The sequence below is a fragment of the Emticicia fluvialis genome (assembly GCF_024793945.1).
GTDB classification, from domain to species: Bacteria; Bacteroidota; Bacteroidia; order Cytophagales; family Spirosomataceae; genus Emticicia; species Emticicia fluvialis.
Genome location: NZ_JANUSD010000001.1, coordinates 67,055 through 82,061 on the forward strand (window position 1 = coordinate 67,055; position 15,007 = coordinate 82,061).

At 38.2% G+C, this 15,007-nt stretch carries 8 protein-coding genes; 7 read left to right on the plus strand and 1 reads right to left on the minus strand.

Annotated features, from left to right (window positions below):
• Positions 1 to 11: 11 nt before the first annotated feature.
• A complete protein-coding gene (locus tag NZ848_RS00270) occupies positions 12 to 3,173 on the minus strand; it encodes a SusC/RagA family TonB-linked outer membrane protein (protein WP_259013902.1) in 3,162 nt (1,053 codons plus the stop codon).
• Between the two features lie 305 nt (positions 3,174 to 3,478).
• Between NZ848_RS00270 and NZ848_RS00275 the strand changes: the two genes are divergently transcribed.
• From NZ848_RS00275 to NZ848_RS00305, 7 genes are all read left to right on the plus strand, one after another.
• Complete coding sequence (locus NZ848_RS00275; RefSeq protein WP_259013903.1) at positions 3,479 to 4,648, plus strand: LacI family DNA-binding transcriptional regulator; 1,170 nt, start codon at positions 3,479 to 3,481, stop codon at positions 4,646 to 4,648.
• Between the two features lie 1,625 nt (positions 4,649 to 6,273).
• A complete protein-coding gene (locus NZ848_RS00280) occupies positions 6,274 to 8,643 on the plus strand; it encodes a GumC family protein (RefSeq protein ID WP_259013904.1) in 2,370 nt (789 codons plus the stop codon).
• A 31-nt stretch (positions 8,644 to 8,674) separates the two neighbouring features.
• Positions 8,675 to 10,207, plus strand: coding sequence for a lipopolysaccharide biosynthesis protein (locus NZ848_RS00285; protein ID WP_253532940.1), 1,533 nt, complete (start codon positions 8,675 to 8,677; stop codon positions 10,205 to 10,207).
• 38 nt (positions 10,208 to 10,245) lie between these two features.
• A complete protein-coding gene (locus tag NZ848_RS00290; protein ID WP_259013905.1) occupies positions 10,246 to 11,313 on the plus strand; it encodes a polysaccharide pyruvyl transferase family protein in 1,068 nt (355 codons plus the stop codon).
• A gap of 4 nt (positions 11,314 to 11,317) precedes the next feature.
• Positions 11,318 to 12,355, plus strand: coding sequence for a hypothetical protein (locus NZ848_RS00295; protein ID WP_259013906.1), 1,038 nt, complete (start codon positions 11,318 to 11,320; stop codon positions 12,353 to 12,355).
• A 92-nt stretch (positions 12,356 to 12,447) separates the two neighbouring features.
• The gene (locus tag NZ848_RS00300; RefSeq protein WP_259013907.1) at positions 12,448 to 13,695 is read left to right on the plus strand and encodes a hypothetical protein; all 1,248 of its coding nucleotides are present in this window, start codon (positions 12,448 to 12,450) and stop codon (positions 13,693 to 13,695) included.
• On the plus strand, positions 13,692 to 14,960 hold the full coding sequence (locus NZ848_RS00305; RefSeq protein ID WP_259013908.1) for a glycosyltransferase: 1,269 nt from the start codon (positions 13,692 to 13,694) through the stop codon (positions 14,958 to 14,960). The genes NZ848_RS00300 and NZ848_RS00305 overlap by 4 nt, the downstream gene beginning before the upstream one ends.
• The last annotated feature ends 47 nt before the right edge of the window (positions 14,961 to 15,007 follow it).

A 15,007-nucleotide genomic window follows, 5' to 3' on the forward strand; every position in this document is an offset into this window, starting at 1 on the left:
TTTCTGGAATTTTAGAATTTAACATTGAGGTTAACACCGTAAGTGCGGGTGGTAGGCAAAGTGGTTTGCTCATAACCTACCCGGAAATCGCCCGATGAAGCGAAAGCCTCAGGGTCAAGGTCGGCCAGGTATTTTTTGATAATCAGCACGTTACGGCAGGAAACAGAAAGCGCAAGCCCTTTAATGAACTTTACCCGGCTGCCAATCAGTCTGGTGGCATCGTAATTGAGTGTGATGTTTCTGAGCTTGATAAAGTCAGATTTGAATAAAAACGGGTCGGCAATCTGGGCATTCCGGTAATCTGTATAAAAAGACTGCGGGTCAACGGCAGTTGTATTTTTTTCGCCGTTGGCATAAACTGCCGGAAATACCACCCCACCATTGCGGCCCACTAATGAGGCCTTGGTATGCCCTTGTCTGAGGCCGTTAAGCGCCGTGGAAGAAAGTATTTTTCCACCTGCTTTGTAGTCTATATGCACCAGCAGGCTCAGATTTTTGTAGCTGAAGGTGTTGTTCCAGCCTCCGGTAAATTTCGGAAGCGCACTTCCAAGCAGCACATCGGCGCCATCGTTAGGAACCAGTCTGCCGCTTGAGTTAACGATGATTTCGCCTTTGTCGTTTCGCTTATACGTTTTGGCTGCCAGTTGGTTCAACGGCTGGCCAACCTCATAAACCAGGCTGCCGATAAACTCATTGCCGCCAAAAGAAGTTACCACCAGACGGTTGGTGTTGGGTGCCAGGGCCAGTACTTTAGTGGTATTGATGGCGGTATTAAATGAGCTTTTCCAGGTAAAGTTTCCGGTTTGTACGGGGGTTACATCAAGCATAAACTCCATCCCCCGGTTTTGTAACGAACCCAGGTTAAGCGGTGTGCCGTCGTAGCCTGAACTATTGGAAACCACAACGGTTAGAATCTGGTCGCGGGTTTGTTTGTCGTAGTAAGATACGTCCAGGTTAACTCTGCTTTTAAACATTCTGAGTTCCAGACCTACCTCGCGTTCGCTGACACTGAAAGGCCTTAACAAGGGGTTGGGGCTGTTGGTATTATTGATTGTACCCAGTGGATAACCATTAAAGGCGTTCTGTAATATGCCGTAGGTAAGCAGGCCACTGAATGCATTGATACCATTGGCGCTACCCACATCAGCAAACGATGCCCTTAGTTTTCCATAACTTAACCAGGGTATCTCTTTCAATAACTCAGAGAAGATGAAGCTACCACTTACTGAAGGGTAAAACGAGCTGTTATTATTGGGGTTGAGTACAGAAAACCAATCGTTACGGCCGGTCAGGTTTAGGTATATCATATCTTTATAACCCAGCTCGGCAAACCCGTATAAAGAGTTTACCTGTTCGGTGTAAACCCCGAATGATTGCGATTTGGTGATACCGTTTTCAATTGAATACAGGTCTCGTACGGTAAAATCGGTTACGCTCTGGTCAAAAGTGCGGCTGCGATTGGTGAAAATATTGCCACCCAGGCTTACATCGGCAGAAAAATTACCAAATTCTTTATTACCTGCCAGCAGGAAGTCCATGTTCATCTGGCGGCCGTTGCTGGTATTAACGCCATAAGAACCGTTATAGCCTGTGCCGGCCTGGTTAAGCGGGGTAGAAGTACCTACACCGGTTGGCAGGTTTTGTTCCAGAAAAGAAACGCCATAGTCCATATTCACCCGGCCCTGCAAATACAACCATTTGAAGATATCGTATTTAACAGTGGCCGTACCCAGAAGGCGGTCGCGTTTGTTTCTGATAAACTGCCTGTCCATAATATAATAGGGGTTCAGGAGCGTGGTCTGAAAGCCAGAAGTTTGCCTTTCAGTGCCGTTATCGGCTACTGCTTTTTCTTTCAGCACATCAAGACCGATAGAGTTAGATAAGCGATACAGGAAATTAGGAGACCCTATACCTTGTACCCCTACCTGTGGCGGGTTATTGTTGATTTCGTTGGTATAATTGATATTGAGGGTGGTGGTGAGCTTATTACCGATTTTCTGGTTGATACCCGCATTGAAAATCTTCTTGTGGTAATCGTTGTTCGGTGAAATCCCCAGGGCATCCTGATTCGAATACGAGGCTCTGAAACTACCCATGCCATTACCACCCGAAAGCGCAATGGTATTGGTAAAGGCGCTTCCTGTTCTGTAAAAGTTTTTGATTCTGTTCTTTTGTGGTAAGTAGGGCCTTTCTACGCCGTCAAACTGTATGGTGGGCTTGCCGTCATATTTGGCTCCCCAGCCAAACTGGCCTGTGGTAATGGCCTGGCCCTGGGTGGTAGGCCTTACACCGCCCTGCCCCTGGCCGTATTCATACTGAAAATCGGTAAAATCCAGTACCTCATCAGCCGCGTAGTTCGATGAGTATTCAAGCCCTATGCCGGTGTTTTTATTGCCACTCTTGGTGGTAATGATAATAGCGCCGTTGGCCGCACGCGAGCCGTAAATGGCAGCTGCCGTAGCGCCTTTCAGAACGGTCATGCTTTCTACATCATCAGGGTTAAACTGCTGCATATTATCGCCCAGGTCTACAGATGCCGTACTGGTGGCAAAGCCATTGGCACCGCGTGCGCCCTGGTCCATAGGCAGGCCATTGATAACAATGAGCGGAGAATTATTGGCACCCGCAAATGCCGACTGGCCACGGAGTCTGATTTTTGTACTGGCACCTGCCCCCGATGATGGCGGAGAGATGTCAAGTCCGGCAATTTTGCCTTCCAGAGAAGCCATCACGTTAACGGTTCTGTTTTGCTGAATCTCGTTTACTTTCACGGTTTCGGCCGCGTAACCCAGCCTTTTTGATTCCTTTTTTATACCCAGGGCGGTAACTACTACTTCTTCAAGTGCCTGTGTGTCTTCTACAAGTGCCACCTCAATAGTTGAGCTGTTGCCTGCTTTTATTTCCTGCGTGAGGTATCCGATAAAGCTGAATACCAGCGTTTCGCCTGGGGCGGCATCAATTTTAAAGTTTCCGGCGGCATCGGTAATGGCGCCTCTCTGGGTTCCTTTTACGGTTATGCCTACACCGGGCATGGGGTCTTTGTTTACACTTCCGATAACACGGCCGGATAGCTGCCTGGTCTGGGCCAGCAAGGCCAGCGGACAGAGGTAGAGCCATAAGACCAGTAGCTTCAGTTTGAAACTGCTGTTTTTTGCAGGGTAAAAATGTTTCATTTTTCTGTAGAGTTTTATTCGATTAGTACAATTTTATATGATTCAAATGCTAAAAATTGTGATGCTTTTTTGAAATATTATTATCGAAACTATCGGCAAAATTTTGATTTGCAAGCGGAAAGTGTCAATTTGACACCAACTTGCAAACACGAACTATCAGAAACGTTTGTGATGCGTGTTTTGGGCGTTTTTTTGAATGTAAAAAACTGATAAATAGATATTTAAAGCCGATTTTGGGTCTTGGAGAGGAATTTTTGATTAATTTGATTATTAAAAAGCAATCTTAAAATAATACAATATCAAACATGCAGAGGTGTATTAAATGTAACACGGTAGACGGAGTAATCAAGTCAGGTTTTCTGAGAGGCAGGCAACGATTTTACTGTAAGTCATGTAACCTCAATTTTGTGCTGGAAATCGAAGAATCTGCTCCGCTAAAAAAGAACAACCAGATTACCATTGTTGATCTGGCCAGGTATCTGGGTATTTCGGCTTCAACTGTTTCAAGAGCCTTGAATGGTAAGACCGATATCAGCCCATGCACGCGTGAGGCCGTTGTGAAGGCAGCGGTTGACCTGGATTACAGGCCCAACCTGCTGGCACAAAGCCTGAATCGCGGGAAGACCAACACCATAGGGGTGGTGATACCAAATGTAGAGTTGCCTTTTTTTGCCACGGCACTGGCCAGTATGCAAAAGGTGGCTATTGAAACGGGCTACCGCATTATGGTGTGCCACTCAAGTGAGTCAGAAGAAATTGAGATACTCAATACAGATACCCTGATTGCCTGCAGGGTTGATGGATTGCTGATTAGCCATTCGAAAGAGACTACTACTTTTGAGCACATCAGACGTGTGCTGGCGAAGGATATCCCGATTGTACACTTTGACCGCGTATGCCATGAAGTAGCCACCACCAAGGTAGTACACCAGGATTTTAAAGGTAGTTTTGACCTCGTGGAGCATTTAATTATGCAGGGTTGCAGGAAAATTGCTGTCATGCTGGGCCCTGAAAAGTTTTATATTTCTCAAATCAGGCTTGAGGGGTACAAAGCAGCCTTGCAGAAGCATGGCATAGCAGTGGTTGATGAGTACATTTATTATTCTGAAATGAATAAACATGATGGCACCAAAGCCTTTGAGTATTTTATTAATCTGCCACAGCCGCCTGAAGGAATTTTTGCGATGTTGTCAAGAAACGCCATTGAAATGATGGTAGCAGCCAAGAAAAAGCACATCAGAATACCGGACGATATGGCTTTTGTGAGTTTTGGCGACGAAACTCTGTGCGAACTTTTTGAACCATCGCTTACGGTTTTTAATCATTATCCTACCAAAGTGGGCGAAGCAGCCATTCAACTGCTTATTGAAAACATCAAAAACAAAAACAATCAGGAAGCCCCGGTTACTCATGCTATTCAGGGCAAACTGGTGGTCAGAAACTCATCACGCAGAGTGAAAGAATATTGTTTATAAAATCATCTGCCCTGCTTACCGGCCCGGTTTATGGCCGGTAGGCCATCTGTTTTTTCTTCACAACCGCCATTGGCGGCATACAATCAACAGTATCCTGATACAAACCTGGGCCGAAGTAAACTTCAGATAGCAGAGCTGAATGATCTGATAAACGAGGTAAATGAATATACCACAGACTTGACTGCAATAGGGGATATGCCTTCTGTTTATTTCATTTTTAATAGTTCCTTAAGCTTTTTAGACTGCGTGTGGCTGGGTTAAAATACCCTGGCACTGAAAGAAAAAAACAAAAAAAGAGCTTTTATACTATTTTTTGTGATTAAAACGTTTTATCTTTCGTCTGATTAAGCCATTAATCAAAACCCCGGATATCTGAATGAACTTTGTTTCTTAGATTTTCCAGGGTCTTACATAACCTGATTTTTTATTAGAATTCTATCCTTTTTTTTACAACTGCACAAATATTTCATGCAGGTTTAACAGGTCTAACCTACCCGGATTTTAAAGAAAAAATCGTCATCATTACTACTGCTTTATACCTTCTTTGTCTGTGAAAACTTTTAAATAAAAACTGCAAAACTCATATTAATTTTTGTTAACAATTTAGATTTTTCTTTGAAAAGTATAGTGAAATTGTTATATTAATAGGCTGAATGGTTTAGTAAATTTTCAAGATTAGGTAATAATAAATTCATATCTGAGTTTCAAAAAACAGATGCCCGCAGCTATACTTTTTAAAGTAAAAGAATTCAGACAAACACCCTTGCAATACGTTAATACAGATGCGATTTACTTCTAATTAATTTTGTTTTTGTGGTATAATTTAGAATATTTTTTGCGCTTTAAATTGTAAGGTTAGTTTATTACCAAAAAAAGTAATAGTTGTATTTTACTAAGAAGTTTAACCAAATAATAGATTTATCTTGATATTGTGTTTTTTAATTGTTTACCTTTGAATAACAAGTTTATAAAACAGCTCTTAAAGCTGTGTTTTAGGTGAAGTCAATCTGCTAAGTTTTATATTAAAAAAATGAGTTTTTCATTAATTAACCGCTACTCAGTTATTTTACCTAAGTCTGACAGTTTTTCAGACAGCTGTAACAATCCATACTCATCTAAATTAGTAAAAGAATATTAACAGATTTATTACCTGCGTAGTAACAAAAGGCTGAACCCAAGTAATAATAAGTAAAGAATAATACCTTTCAAAATTAGTAAAAGAATATTAACAGATATTTTACCTGCGTAGTAGCAAAAGGCTGAGTCCAAGTAATAATAAGTAAAAAATAATACCTTCAGAATATTGTGATTTAAAAAAGATTAATTGTTAAACAGGGATTACACTAGAATTATCATCAAACTGAGTGTGATTTAAATCACAGGTTTCTGACCAACCAGAGCATTGCGTTTTACCAGCCGTGAAACGAAGCTTCTTAAAAGCTCTGATTGTAAATTGAATTTTTGCAGACAACCAAATAAGTTAACTTTAAAAAGTAAAAAAAATGCTTACCGATTTCATTGTACTAATTGTGATTCTGCTTGCAGTTTTATTCATTAACGCTGAGCGTCGTAGAGAGTCAATTGAAGATTAATCTAAAAATTAACAACAAAACACTTAAATACGGATGAATAGTAATGATTTGAACCTTTGGGAAAAGGAAGAGGATTTTGATATACGCGTATTTTTCATGAAGTACTTGCGATATTGGTACTGGTTTTTTATCTCATTGGCCATTACTGGTATCTGGGCTTTTCTTTACCTAAGGTACACCACTCCTATTTATCAGGTTAATTCGATTTTGTTGATTAAAGACGAGAAGAAGGGGGGAATGGCCGGAAACGATGTGCTCAAAGACCTTGAGCTGTTTTCGGGTAATAAGATTGTGGAGAATGAAATGGAGGTTTTGAAGTCCAGATCCCTGATGGAGAAGGTTGTAAATGAACTGAACCTTACCGTTTCCTATTTTCAGGAAGGAGCCATTAGAGACTACGACGAGATAGCCTTTGGCTCTTCGCCAATTTGGGTTCAGCACGGAAAACTTACGCCTGTTGCTTATGAAGAGCCTCTTTTTGTTAAAATTTTAAATAGACAAAAATATGAGCTGTTGAATGAGTACGGCCAATCTAAGGGAGTTTTCCAATACAGCCAGAACATCAAAAGCGAGTTTGGTATGTTCAGGGTATTTCTTCATGACTCTTTGTACCGTAAAGATAATGACCTTATCAAGGTAACATTTGCGCCTAAAGAAGGCCTTGTTCAGATGTATCAGGGTAGTTTGCAGGTAGAGTTACTGAATCAGAAAAGTTCAGTGCTTAAGCTGACTATTGAAGATGCAGTGCCGTCTAAAGGGAAAGCCTTCCTTAGCAAATTGCTTGAGGCCTACACTTTTTCTGCCTTGAGCGATAAAAACAGAGAGGCTTCTAACACCATTCAGTTTATTGACGAGCGCCTGAAGCTCATTACCAACGAACTGGGCGACGTTGAAAAAGATGTGGAGGTTTATAAAAGTAGCCAGGGTATTACTGACCTGAGTGTTGAGGCTAATTTGTTTCTGGAAAAAGTAAAAGACAACGATTCAAAACTAAATGAAGTTGATATTCAGTTAAAAGTTTTAGATGGTGTTGAGTCATATCTTAGAAGCAGCCAGACCGGCGTAGCCCCTGCTACACTGATGGTGAGTGACCCTGTTCTGACCGGGCTGTTGGGCAAATTAAATGAGCTTGATATCCAGAAAGAAAAATATGCACGCACTACACAAGCAGGCAACCCATTGCTTGAAACCGTTAATACGCAGATAGCCAATATTAAAGGGGCCATCAGAGAGAATATAGCTAACCAGAAACAAGGGTTGGTTGTGACAAGAAACAGTTTAAAGAACCTGAATAACAGGTTTGAGTCTTCTATCAGAACTATTCCTAAAAAGGAAAGAGAGTTTGTTAACATCAAGCGCCAACAGGGTATAAAAGAGAGCTTGTATCTATTGCTTTTGCAAAAACGTGAAGAAACAGCTATTTCTTACGCCTCAACAGTTACTGATAGCCGCGTAGTAGATGATCCTTACACGGTTTCAAACCCTGTAAAACCTAAAAGAAGCGTTATTTATGCCATTGCCCTGCTTGTAGGTCTGATTATTCCGGCAGCTGTTATTAACGGTAAAGATCTGATTTATAACAAAATTCAGTCGCGCAAGGAAATTGAAGCGGTAAATGGTATAACGGTGTTTGGAGAAATCGCCAAAAAACCTAAGGAGGTACAGGATAATATTCTTGACCTTACCAGCAAAAGTTTTATTTCTGAGCAATTCAGAATTCTCCGTACTAATCTACAGTACATTGGTACAACCCATGAAAAAAGCAAAACTATCTTGCTAACCTCATCTATTAGTGGTGAAGGGAAAAGCTTTGTGAGTATTAACCTTGCAGCCAGTATTGCTTTGCTTGATAAAAAAGTTGTAATTCTTGAACTTGACTTACGTAAACCTAAAGTATCTAAATATCTGGGTATTGCTGAAGACAAGGGAATTTCAAATTATCTGATTGGGCAGGCAACCGAAGAAGAACTTGTTAAGCGCAGCAGTATAAGCGATAACCTGTTCGTAATTCCTTGCGGACCTGTGCCACCGAATCCGGCTGAGTTACTTTCTAATGGCCGTTTCGAAAAGTTAATGAGCTTCCTGAAGAGCGAGTACGATTATATCATTTTGGATACCCCGCCAGTAGGATTGGTAACAGATGCTGTTATTTTAAGTCAGTATACCGATATTTGTTTCTATTTAGTAAGGCACGAATTTACACCGAAGAGCTACATTAATTTATTGGCTGACCTTAAGAAATCAGGTAAGTTTAAATCGCTTAACGTGATATTCAATGGTGTTGATTACAGCAATAGCAGTTATGGATATGGCTACGGGTATGGATATGGCTACGGATACGGTTATACTTATGCCTATGGAGAAGAGAAGAAAAAGAAAAAGTGGTGGAATGTCCTTGGGTAAACTGATTGATAAAATTGAAAATTAGTTGTTGATGAATCAAGCAAAAAGGGTAGTTTTTAATACAGGAATAACATACGCCAAAGCAGCCGTTACTGTATTTATCTCATTATATACAACTAGGTTAGTGCTTAATGCGCTCGGAGCAGAAGATTTTGGTTTATATAATGTGATTGGAGGTCTTATAGCCATGCTGGCTTTTCTGAACTCAGTAATGACTACCTCTACCCAGCGATACATCTCTCTTAGCTTAGGCGGAGGCGATATTGGTAACATCAAAAGAATTTTCGCCAATAGTATTATCGCCCATTTAATTATCGGAGTAGTAATACTAATCGGAATTGAAGTAACAGGAATGTACTTTATCTATAATAAGTTGCAGATTAATCACACAAGAATCTCAACTGCTGTATATATTTTACATTTCGTCTCTGTTTCAACCTTTCTGACGGTTATTTCGGTTCCTTATGATGCGGTAGTGAATGCACATGAAAACATGACATTTCTGGCCATTATAGGGGTATTTGAAACCATTTTGAGATTTCTGGCCGCAATTGTTATATTTTACTTTGGTGAAGATAAACTGCTGCTTTATGGGTTACTAATGCTGGTGGTAAGTTTTGTTATAAGGGTAATAAAGCAGATTTATTGTACCAGAAAATACCCGGAGTGTACGGTCAGTTTAAAAGCCGAGTATAGCAAAAAGCAGATTGTAGAGTTAGGTTCATTTGCTGGTTGGCAGTTATTCGGTAATCTGGCCGCTATTGCTCGAAATCAAGGGGTTGCAGTAGTATTGAATTTGTTTTATACAACAGTAGTAAATGCGGCTTATGGTGTGGCAAACCAGATTAATACACAGCTGATGTTTTTTTCAGAAACGATGCTGAGTGCTGTTCGTCCACAAATAATGAAAAGCGAAGGAGCCAATGACAGAGCGCGTATGATCAGGCTGGCTCTTACTGCAAACCGGTTTGCGTTTTATCTTTTTACCTTTTTTGCGGTTCCGTTTTATTTTGAATTGCCGTTTATTTTGAAATTATGGTTATCTAACGTTCCGGATTATTCAGTAGAGTTTTGTCGCGCCATTATTTTATTAACAATGGCCAGCCAGATTAACCAGGGATTGATAACAGCTGTGCAGGCAATAGGAAAGATAAAGGTTTATCAGATGGTCGCAGGTGGAATTTTGCTTTTAACATTACCCGTTGGATACGTTTTTCTTAAACTTGGGTATCCGCCACAATATATAATACTGGTAGGGTTTGGATTAGAATGTATTTCTACGGTATTCAGGATATTTTACTTCAATTACCTGACCGGCTACTCAGTCAAAGAGTATTTTAAAGGAGTTATTTTTGATAGCTTCGCCAGTCTTTTACCAACAGTATTAATTGTTTGGTTTGTACAGCAGCATTTACACGGCGAGTGGTTCAAGTTTATTATTACATGCCTGGTTTCAGGAGTTACATACATTGGCTTTATTTACCTGTTAGGGTTGAAAGATGCCGAAAAAACGATGATTGCGCAGTTAATTCAGACGGCAAAGAAAAAGGTTTTTAAGAGCTAGTGATTACACACATTTTAAATTGAGGTGCTTTTTTTATTATGAAAATCGGGATATTAACTCATCATTACCCTGAAAATAGAAATTACGGAGCAATGCTTCAGCTTTTTGCTACGTATACTACTCTAAGCAAGTTGGGCCACACCCCTGTAGTAATCAATTATAAGTTTTTAAAAGAGAGTGGTGGTGGGTTAAAGGCTTCTATTAGAAATTATATCCTGAATTCTCTGGGCACCAAGCCTTTTAGTGAATTTTCGGCAAAATATTTACCAAACAAAACCAAAGAAGTTACATCTGAATCGGCAGCTGATTTAAACGCATCAATTGATTTATTTCTTGTAGGTAGCGATCAGGTTTGGAGGTATTCTTACGTTCCTGATATTGAAAACTTCTTTTTTTCTTTCGTTGATGATAACCACAAGAAGATTTCTTATGCAGCAAGCTTTGGACTTGACCGTCTTGAAGTACCAGCCAAAGAAGTTGACAGAATAAAGGCATTGATTAATAGATTCAGCTCTGTTTCTGTTCGGGAAGTTTCAGGAGTTAAAATATGTGAAGACTTAGGTGTAAATGCACAATTGGTGCTTGACCCGGTTTTTTTACTGGATGAGAAAGACTACACAGATTTAATAAAAAAAGAAGGAATATCTGATGAGAAAAACGAAGGATATATAGCACAGATGCTCCTTGATGTTGAACCAAGCCACATTAATTTTATTAACAATTTAGCAAATAAAATTAATACGAAGGTCCTTAATCTGAAGGGTAAAAAGTATCCGGTGCTAGGTAGAATAACAAATAAGTTATATACGATTCCGCAATGGTTGAACTTCATAAAGAATAGTGAGATTACAATTACCGATTCTTTTCATTGTGTTGCGTTCTGTCTTATTTTCAAGAAGCCTTTCATTTGTATTGGTAACCCTGTAAGAGGTATGGCGAGGCTGGAAAGCCTTCTTGGGCTGGTAGGTTTGAAGCACCTTCTTATAACAGAGGCGGATTTCCATAAAATTGATAAAATACCAGAAATAGATTACCGGGCAGTTTATCAAAAATTGAATGCTGTTAGGAATGAATCTTTTGAGTTTCTTAAAAAAAGTTTGAACTAAAGTAATGGACAAACATCTATCTAAAAGACTGATTTATGTAGGTTTTGTGTTCAGGCATCACAAAGGGACTCACGCAGGTTATGATAAGATTAAGAATTACCTGAAGTACGATTTAGAAGTAGATAGTCAGGCAGAGCACGAATGGTTGAGTTATTCATTAAGCAACATTGGGTCTAAGATAATCAGAAAGCTTTATATGATTGTTTTTGGCAGTACCTATTTGTTAACCCTGATTAAGTGTTTTTATTTGATTTTATTCAGGAAGAACCAGGTATTTCATTTTGTTTATGGAGAAAATAATTATAAGTGGCTGCATCGTTTTAAAGGCGAAACAAATGAAATAGTTTGTACATATCACCAGCCATTAGAGTTCTTTGTTGATAAGCCGGCGTTGATTAATACAATAAAGTGTCTTGACAAAATTATTCTGATGAGTGAAAAGGAGGTTAGTGCGTTTAAGGAATGGACTGGCAGAGATAATGTTTTTTTTATACCTCATGGCATAGACATAGACTTTTATAGCCCTGATTACAGTTTAAAAAGAGAAAAGACCATTCTGATGGTGGGCAACTGGCTGAGAGATTTTAAACTGGCAAATGAGGTGTTTAATATCTTGCTTGAAAAAGTACCCGACCTGAATGTGATAGTAGTTACATCAAAGGATAATCATTACCATTTTAATAATAGTAAGATTCAGCTATTATCGGGTATAACAGATGAAGAACTACGGAACCTCTATAGAACAGTTAATTGCATGTTTTTGCCATTACTGTCGTTTACAGCCAACAATGCTGTTTTAGAAGCGGCATCAGCGGGGTGTCCGATTTTAATCGCGACCAATAATTTTAATAACTCATATTTTGAAACTGAGCAAATAGAGTTGATGCCACTAGAAACTGGCAAAATTGTTGAGAGGCTGATAAACAGTATTGATACACCCTATGACCAGTCTAAAGCCTCAAAAATAAGAGAGTTTGTATCAGACAAATACTCGTGGAACAAAATAGCAAATGAAACCAAGGCTTTATTGATTGCAGATTAATAATTGTGCTGAGTACCCAATTTTATGACAGGCAAAATGAGAGGTTGTCAGACCGCGAGTAAAGATTAGAAGAAAGAAGAAAAGCGAACAGTATGAAGCGAATAAGTTTTAAATTTACGTCCTTTGAATGGATACTTATCGGCCTGATTATTCATGCCATAGGGAGGATATTTTTCCTAACTTCTAAGCCAATTTCTTATTCGCTTTGTGGTCTGGCGCTTGTGTTCATTTTTTATAACGCCATTTTTAGATTAAAACATCAGGTGCCATTCAATGGAATAGTACGTTTTTTTTTCTTTTTTTATTTGTTTTGGAACGTAGGAATTATTTTACGCCCCTTTATAACAGGAGAGAATTTTAATAAAGATGGATACTCACCTATTAATCAATATGCATGGCTTTCGTATTTGGTTCCATGTATTTGTTTTATTAATTCCAGACAAATATCTATACCTAGTGTTTTCAGGGTCTCCTATTTGCATAGTTTTATAGGAATTATTCTTATAACGATTTTTTTTCGTGATATTTTTTCAGCTAGGCAGTTTTTTGATGATGAGAGTTATCAGGAATACATAGGTACTACCAGCATACCTTCCTCTTTTTTAGGAGTTGCATCATATGCGCTCTTATGGTTTTCATTTGTATCTAAACCTTATAGAATTATGTCAATAATTGCTTGGGGCTTAGGCGTATTTACATCTGCTTTTGCCGCCAGGCGAGGAGGCGTTTTTACTTATTTGATAATATTAGCATTCTTTATTTTTCAGTTTATTTCGTCCTCTAAAAGTAAAGGGATAAAGATTATACTGATTACTTTAATTATTACAATCTTAGGCACAAGTGCATTGACTTATCTCAATTCAACTTTTTCATTGCTTTTTTCAAGATTGGGTGAAGATACCCGATCGGGCGTCGAAGATTACTTTTTTAAAAGTTTTGAAGGTAAGTTAGTAGATTGGATATTCGGCCGAGGAATCAATGGTACTTATTATTGTCCTATTTTTAAAGATTTATACCGTAATGTAATTGAAACAGGATATTTAAATATGATTTTAAAAGGAGGCATTATACATTTAATTGGGTTTGTTTTTTTTCTAGTTCATTCAAGTTACTTAGGCCTTTTTAAATCTAAAAATACACTAAGCCGAGCTATGTCGTTATATTTAGTTATGCATTTAATAGCCTTAGTTCCTTTTGGAATACCTTCCTTTAGTTTCCAGTATGTTGTTCTTTGGATTTTTATAGCGTGTTGCCAATCAATTAAGTTCAGGTCTTTGGATAACTTAAGCTTAATAAAGTATATTTTGAACAGTTCTTCAAGTAAACTTCGCCCATTATGAAAGTACTTTGGTTTACCAACACACCGTCATTGTATAAGTTTAATAAATCAAGCGATAAGGGGTACAATGGAGGTGGTTGGATTTCATCATTAGAGAGTATGATGAGAACTCAAACACAAATCGAATTAGCAGTTAGTTTTTTAGATTCGGATTCTAATTTTAAAGTAAAAACGGATTCAACCACATACTATCCTATACCATTAAAGAAAAGAGGAGGACTATTAAAGCTTATTCATAATTGGTCATGTAATTTAGATACTGATATTTACGTAAAATACTGTTTAGAAATTATCAATGATTTTAAACCCGATGTTATCCATATTTTTGGAACAGAAGGAGTTTTTTCATCTATTATCCCATTAGTTAATTTGCCTGTAGTAATTCATTTACAAGGTCTCTTGAACCCTTACTTGAATTCATATTATCCTAATGATTTTAATGATTATGATGTACTATTTAATAAGGGTTATTTCAAAAATAATTTATTGGGTAACAGCATTCTATTTAACAAATGGAGATTTCAAAAAAGTGCTAAAAGAGAAATGTCTTATTTTAAAGCGGCAACTAATTTAATGGGAAGAACTGATTGGGACAAGAAAATATCTCAATTATTAGCGCCTAATGCTGACTATTTTCATATTGATGAAGTACTGAGAACACCTTTTTATGATAGCCATTCTTGGGAGTTCAAAGAGAACAATAAACTAACTATTATTTCAACGATTTCTAATACAATTTATAAGGGTTTAGATTTAATTCTAAAAACTGCTAAAATTTTGAAGGAGAATAGTGGGGTTATTTTTAGGTGGCAGGTAGTTGGCCTAAATTCAAACGATAAATTCGTAAACTTTATTGAGAAAAAGGTAAATATAAAAGCTAAAGACTTTTGTATTGAATTTAACGGAGTAATGGATTCAGATAAACTGATTAACGCTATTTTGAATTCTGATGTTTTTGTCCATCCTTCTTACATTGATAATAGCCCTAATAGCGTCTGTGAAGCACAGCTTTTAGGAATACCCATAATTGCCTGCAATGTTGGTGGTTTATCTACTTTAATTCACCATAATATCTCAGGCATTTTAGTTCCGGCAAATGCGCCTTATGAAATGGCTTTTGAAATTTTGTCCTTATTCAAAGACTCTAATAAAGCACAAAAAATTGGAAGTGATGGAAGAAGTAAAGCTACAGCCCGACATGACAGAGAAAAAATCTTAAGTGATACTTTGTCTATTTATGATAAAATAGTCAATAAAAGAGAGTAAAAAAACTTAATTATTTTTCAGAGTCAATTAGTTTTTATTACTGATAG

Bases quoted from the DNA above. Each gene is read 5' to 3' on its own strand.
- NZ848_RS00270 (WP_259013902.1), bottom strand. From the start codon at position 3,173: ATGAAACATTTTTACCCTGCAAAAAACAGCAGTTTCAAACTGAAGCTA.
- NZ848_RS00275 (WP_259013903.1), top strand. From the start codon at position 3,479: ATGCAGAGGTGTATTAAATGTAACACGGTAGACGGAGTAATCAAGTCA.
- NZ848_RS00280 (WP_259013904.1), top strand. From the start codon at position 6,274: ATGAATAGTAATGATTTGAACCTTTGGGAAAAGGAAGAGGATTTTGAT.
- NZ848_RS00285 (WP_253532940.1), top strand. From the start codon at position 8,675: ATGAATCAAGCAAAAAGGGTAGTTTTTAATACAGGAATAACATACGCC.
- NZ848_RS00290 (WP_259013905.1), top strand. From the start codon at position 10,246: ATGAAAATCGGGATATTAACTCATCATTACCCTGAAAATAGAAATTAC.
- NZ848_RS00295 (WP_259013906.1), top strand. From the start codon at position 11,318: ATGGACAAACATCTATCTAAAAGACTGATTTATGTAGGTTTTGTGTTC.
- NZ848_RS00300 (WP_259013907.1), top strand. From the start codon at position 12,448: ATGAAGCGAATAAGTTTTAAATTTACGTCCTTTGAATGGATACTTATC.
- NZ848_RS00305 (WP_259013908.1), top strand. From the start codon at position 13,692: ATGAAAGTACTTTGGTTTACCAACACACCGTCATTGTATAAGTTTAAT.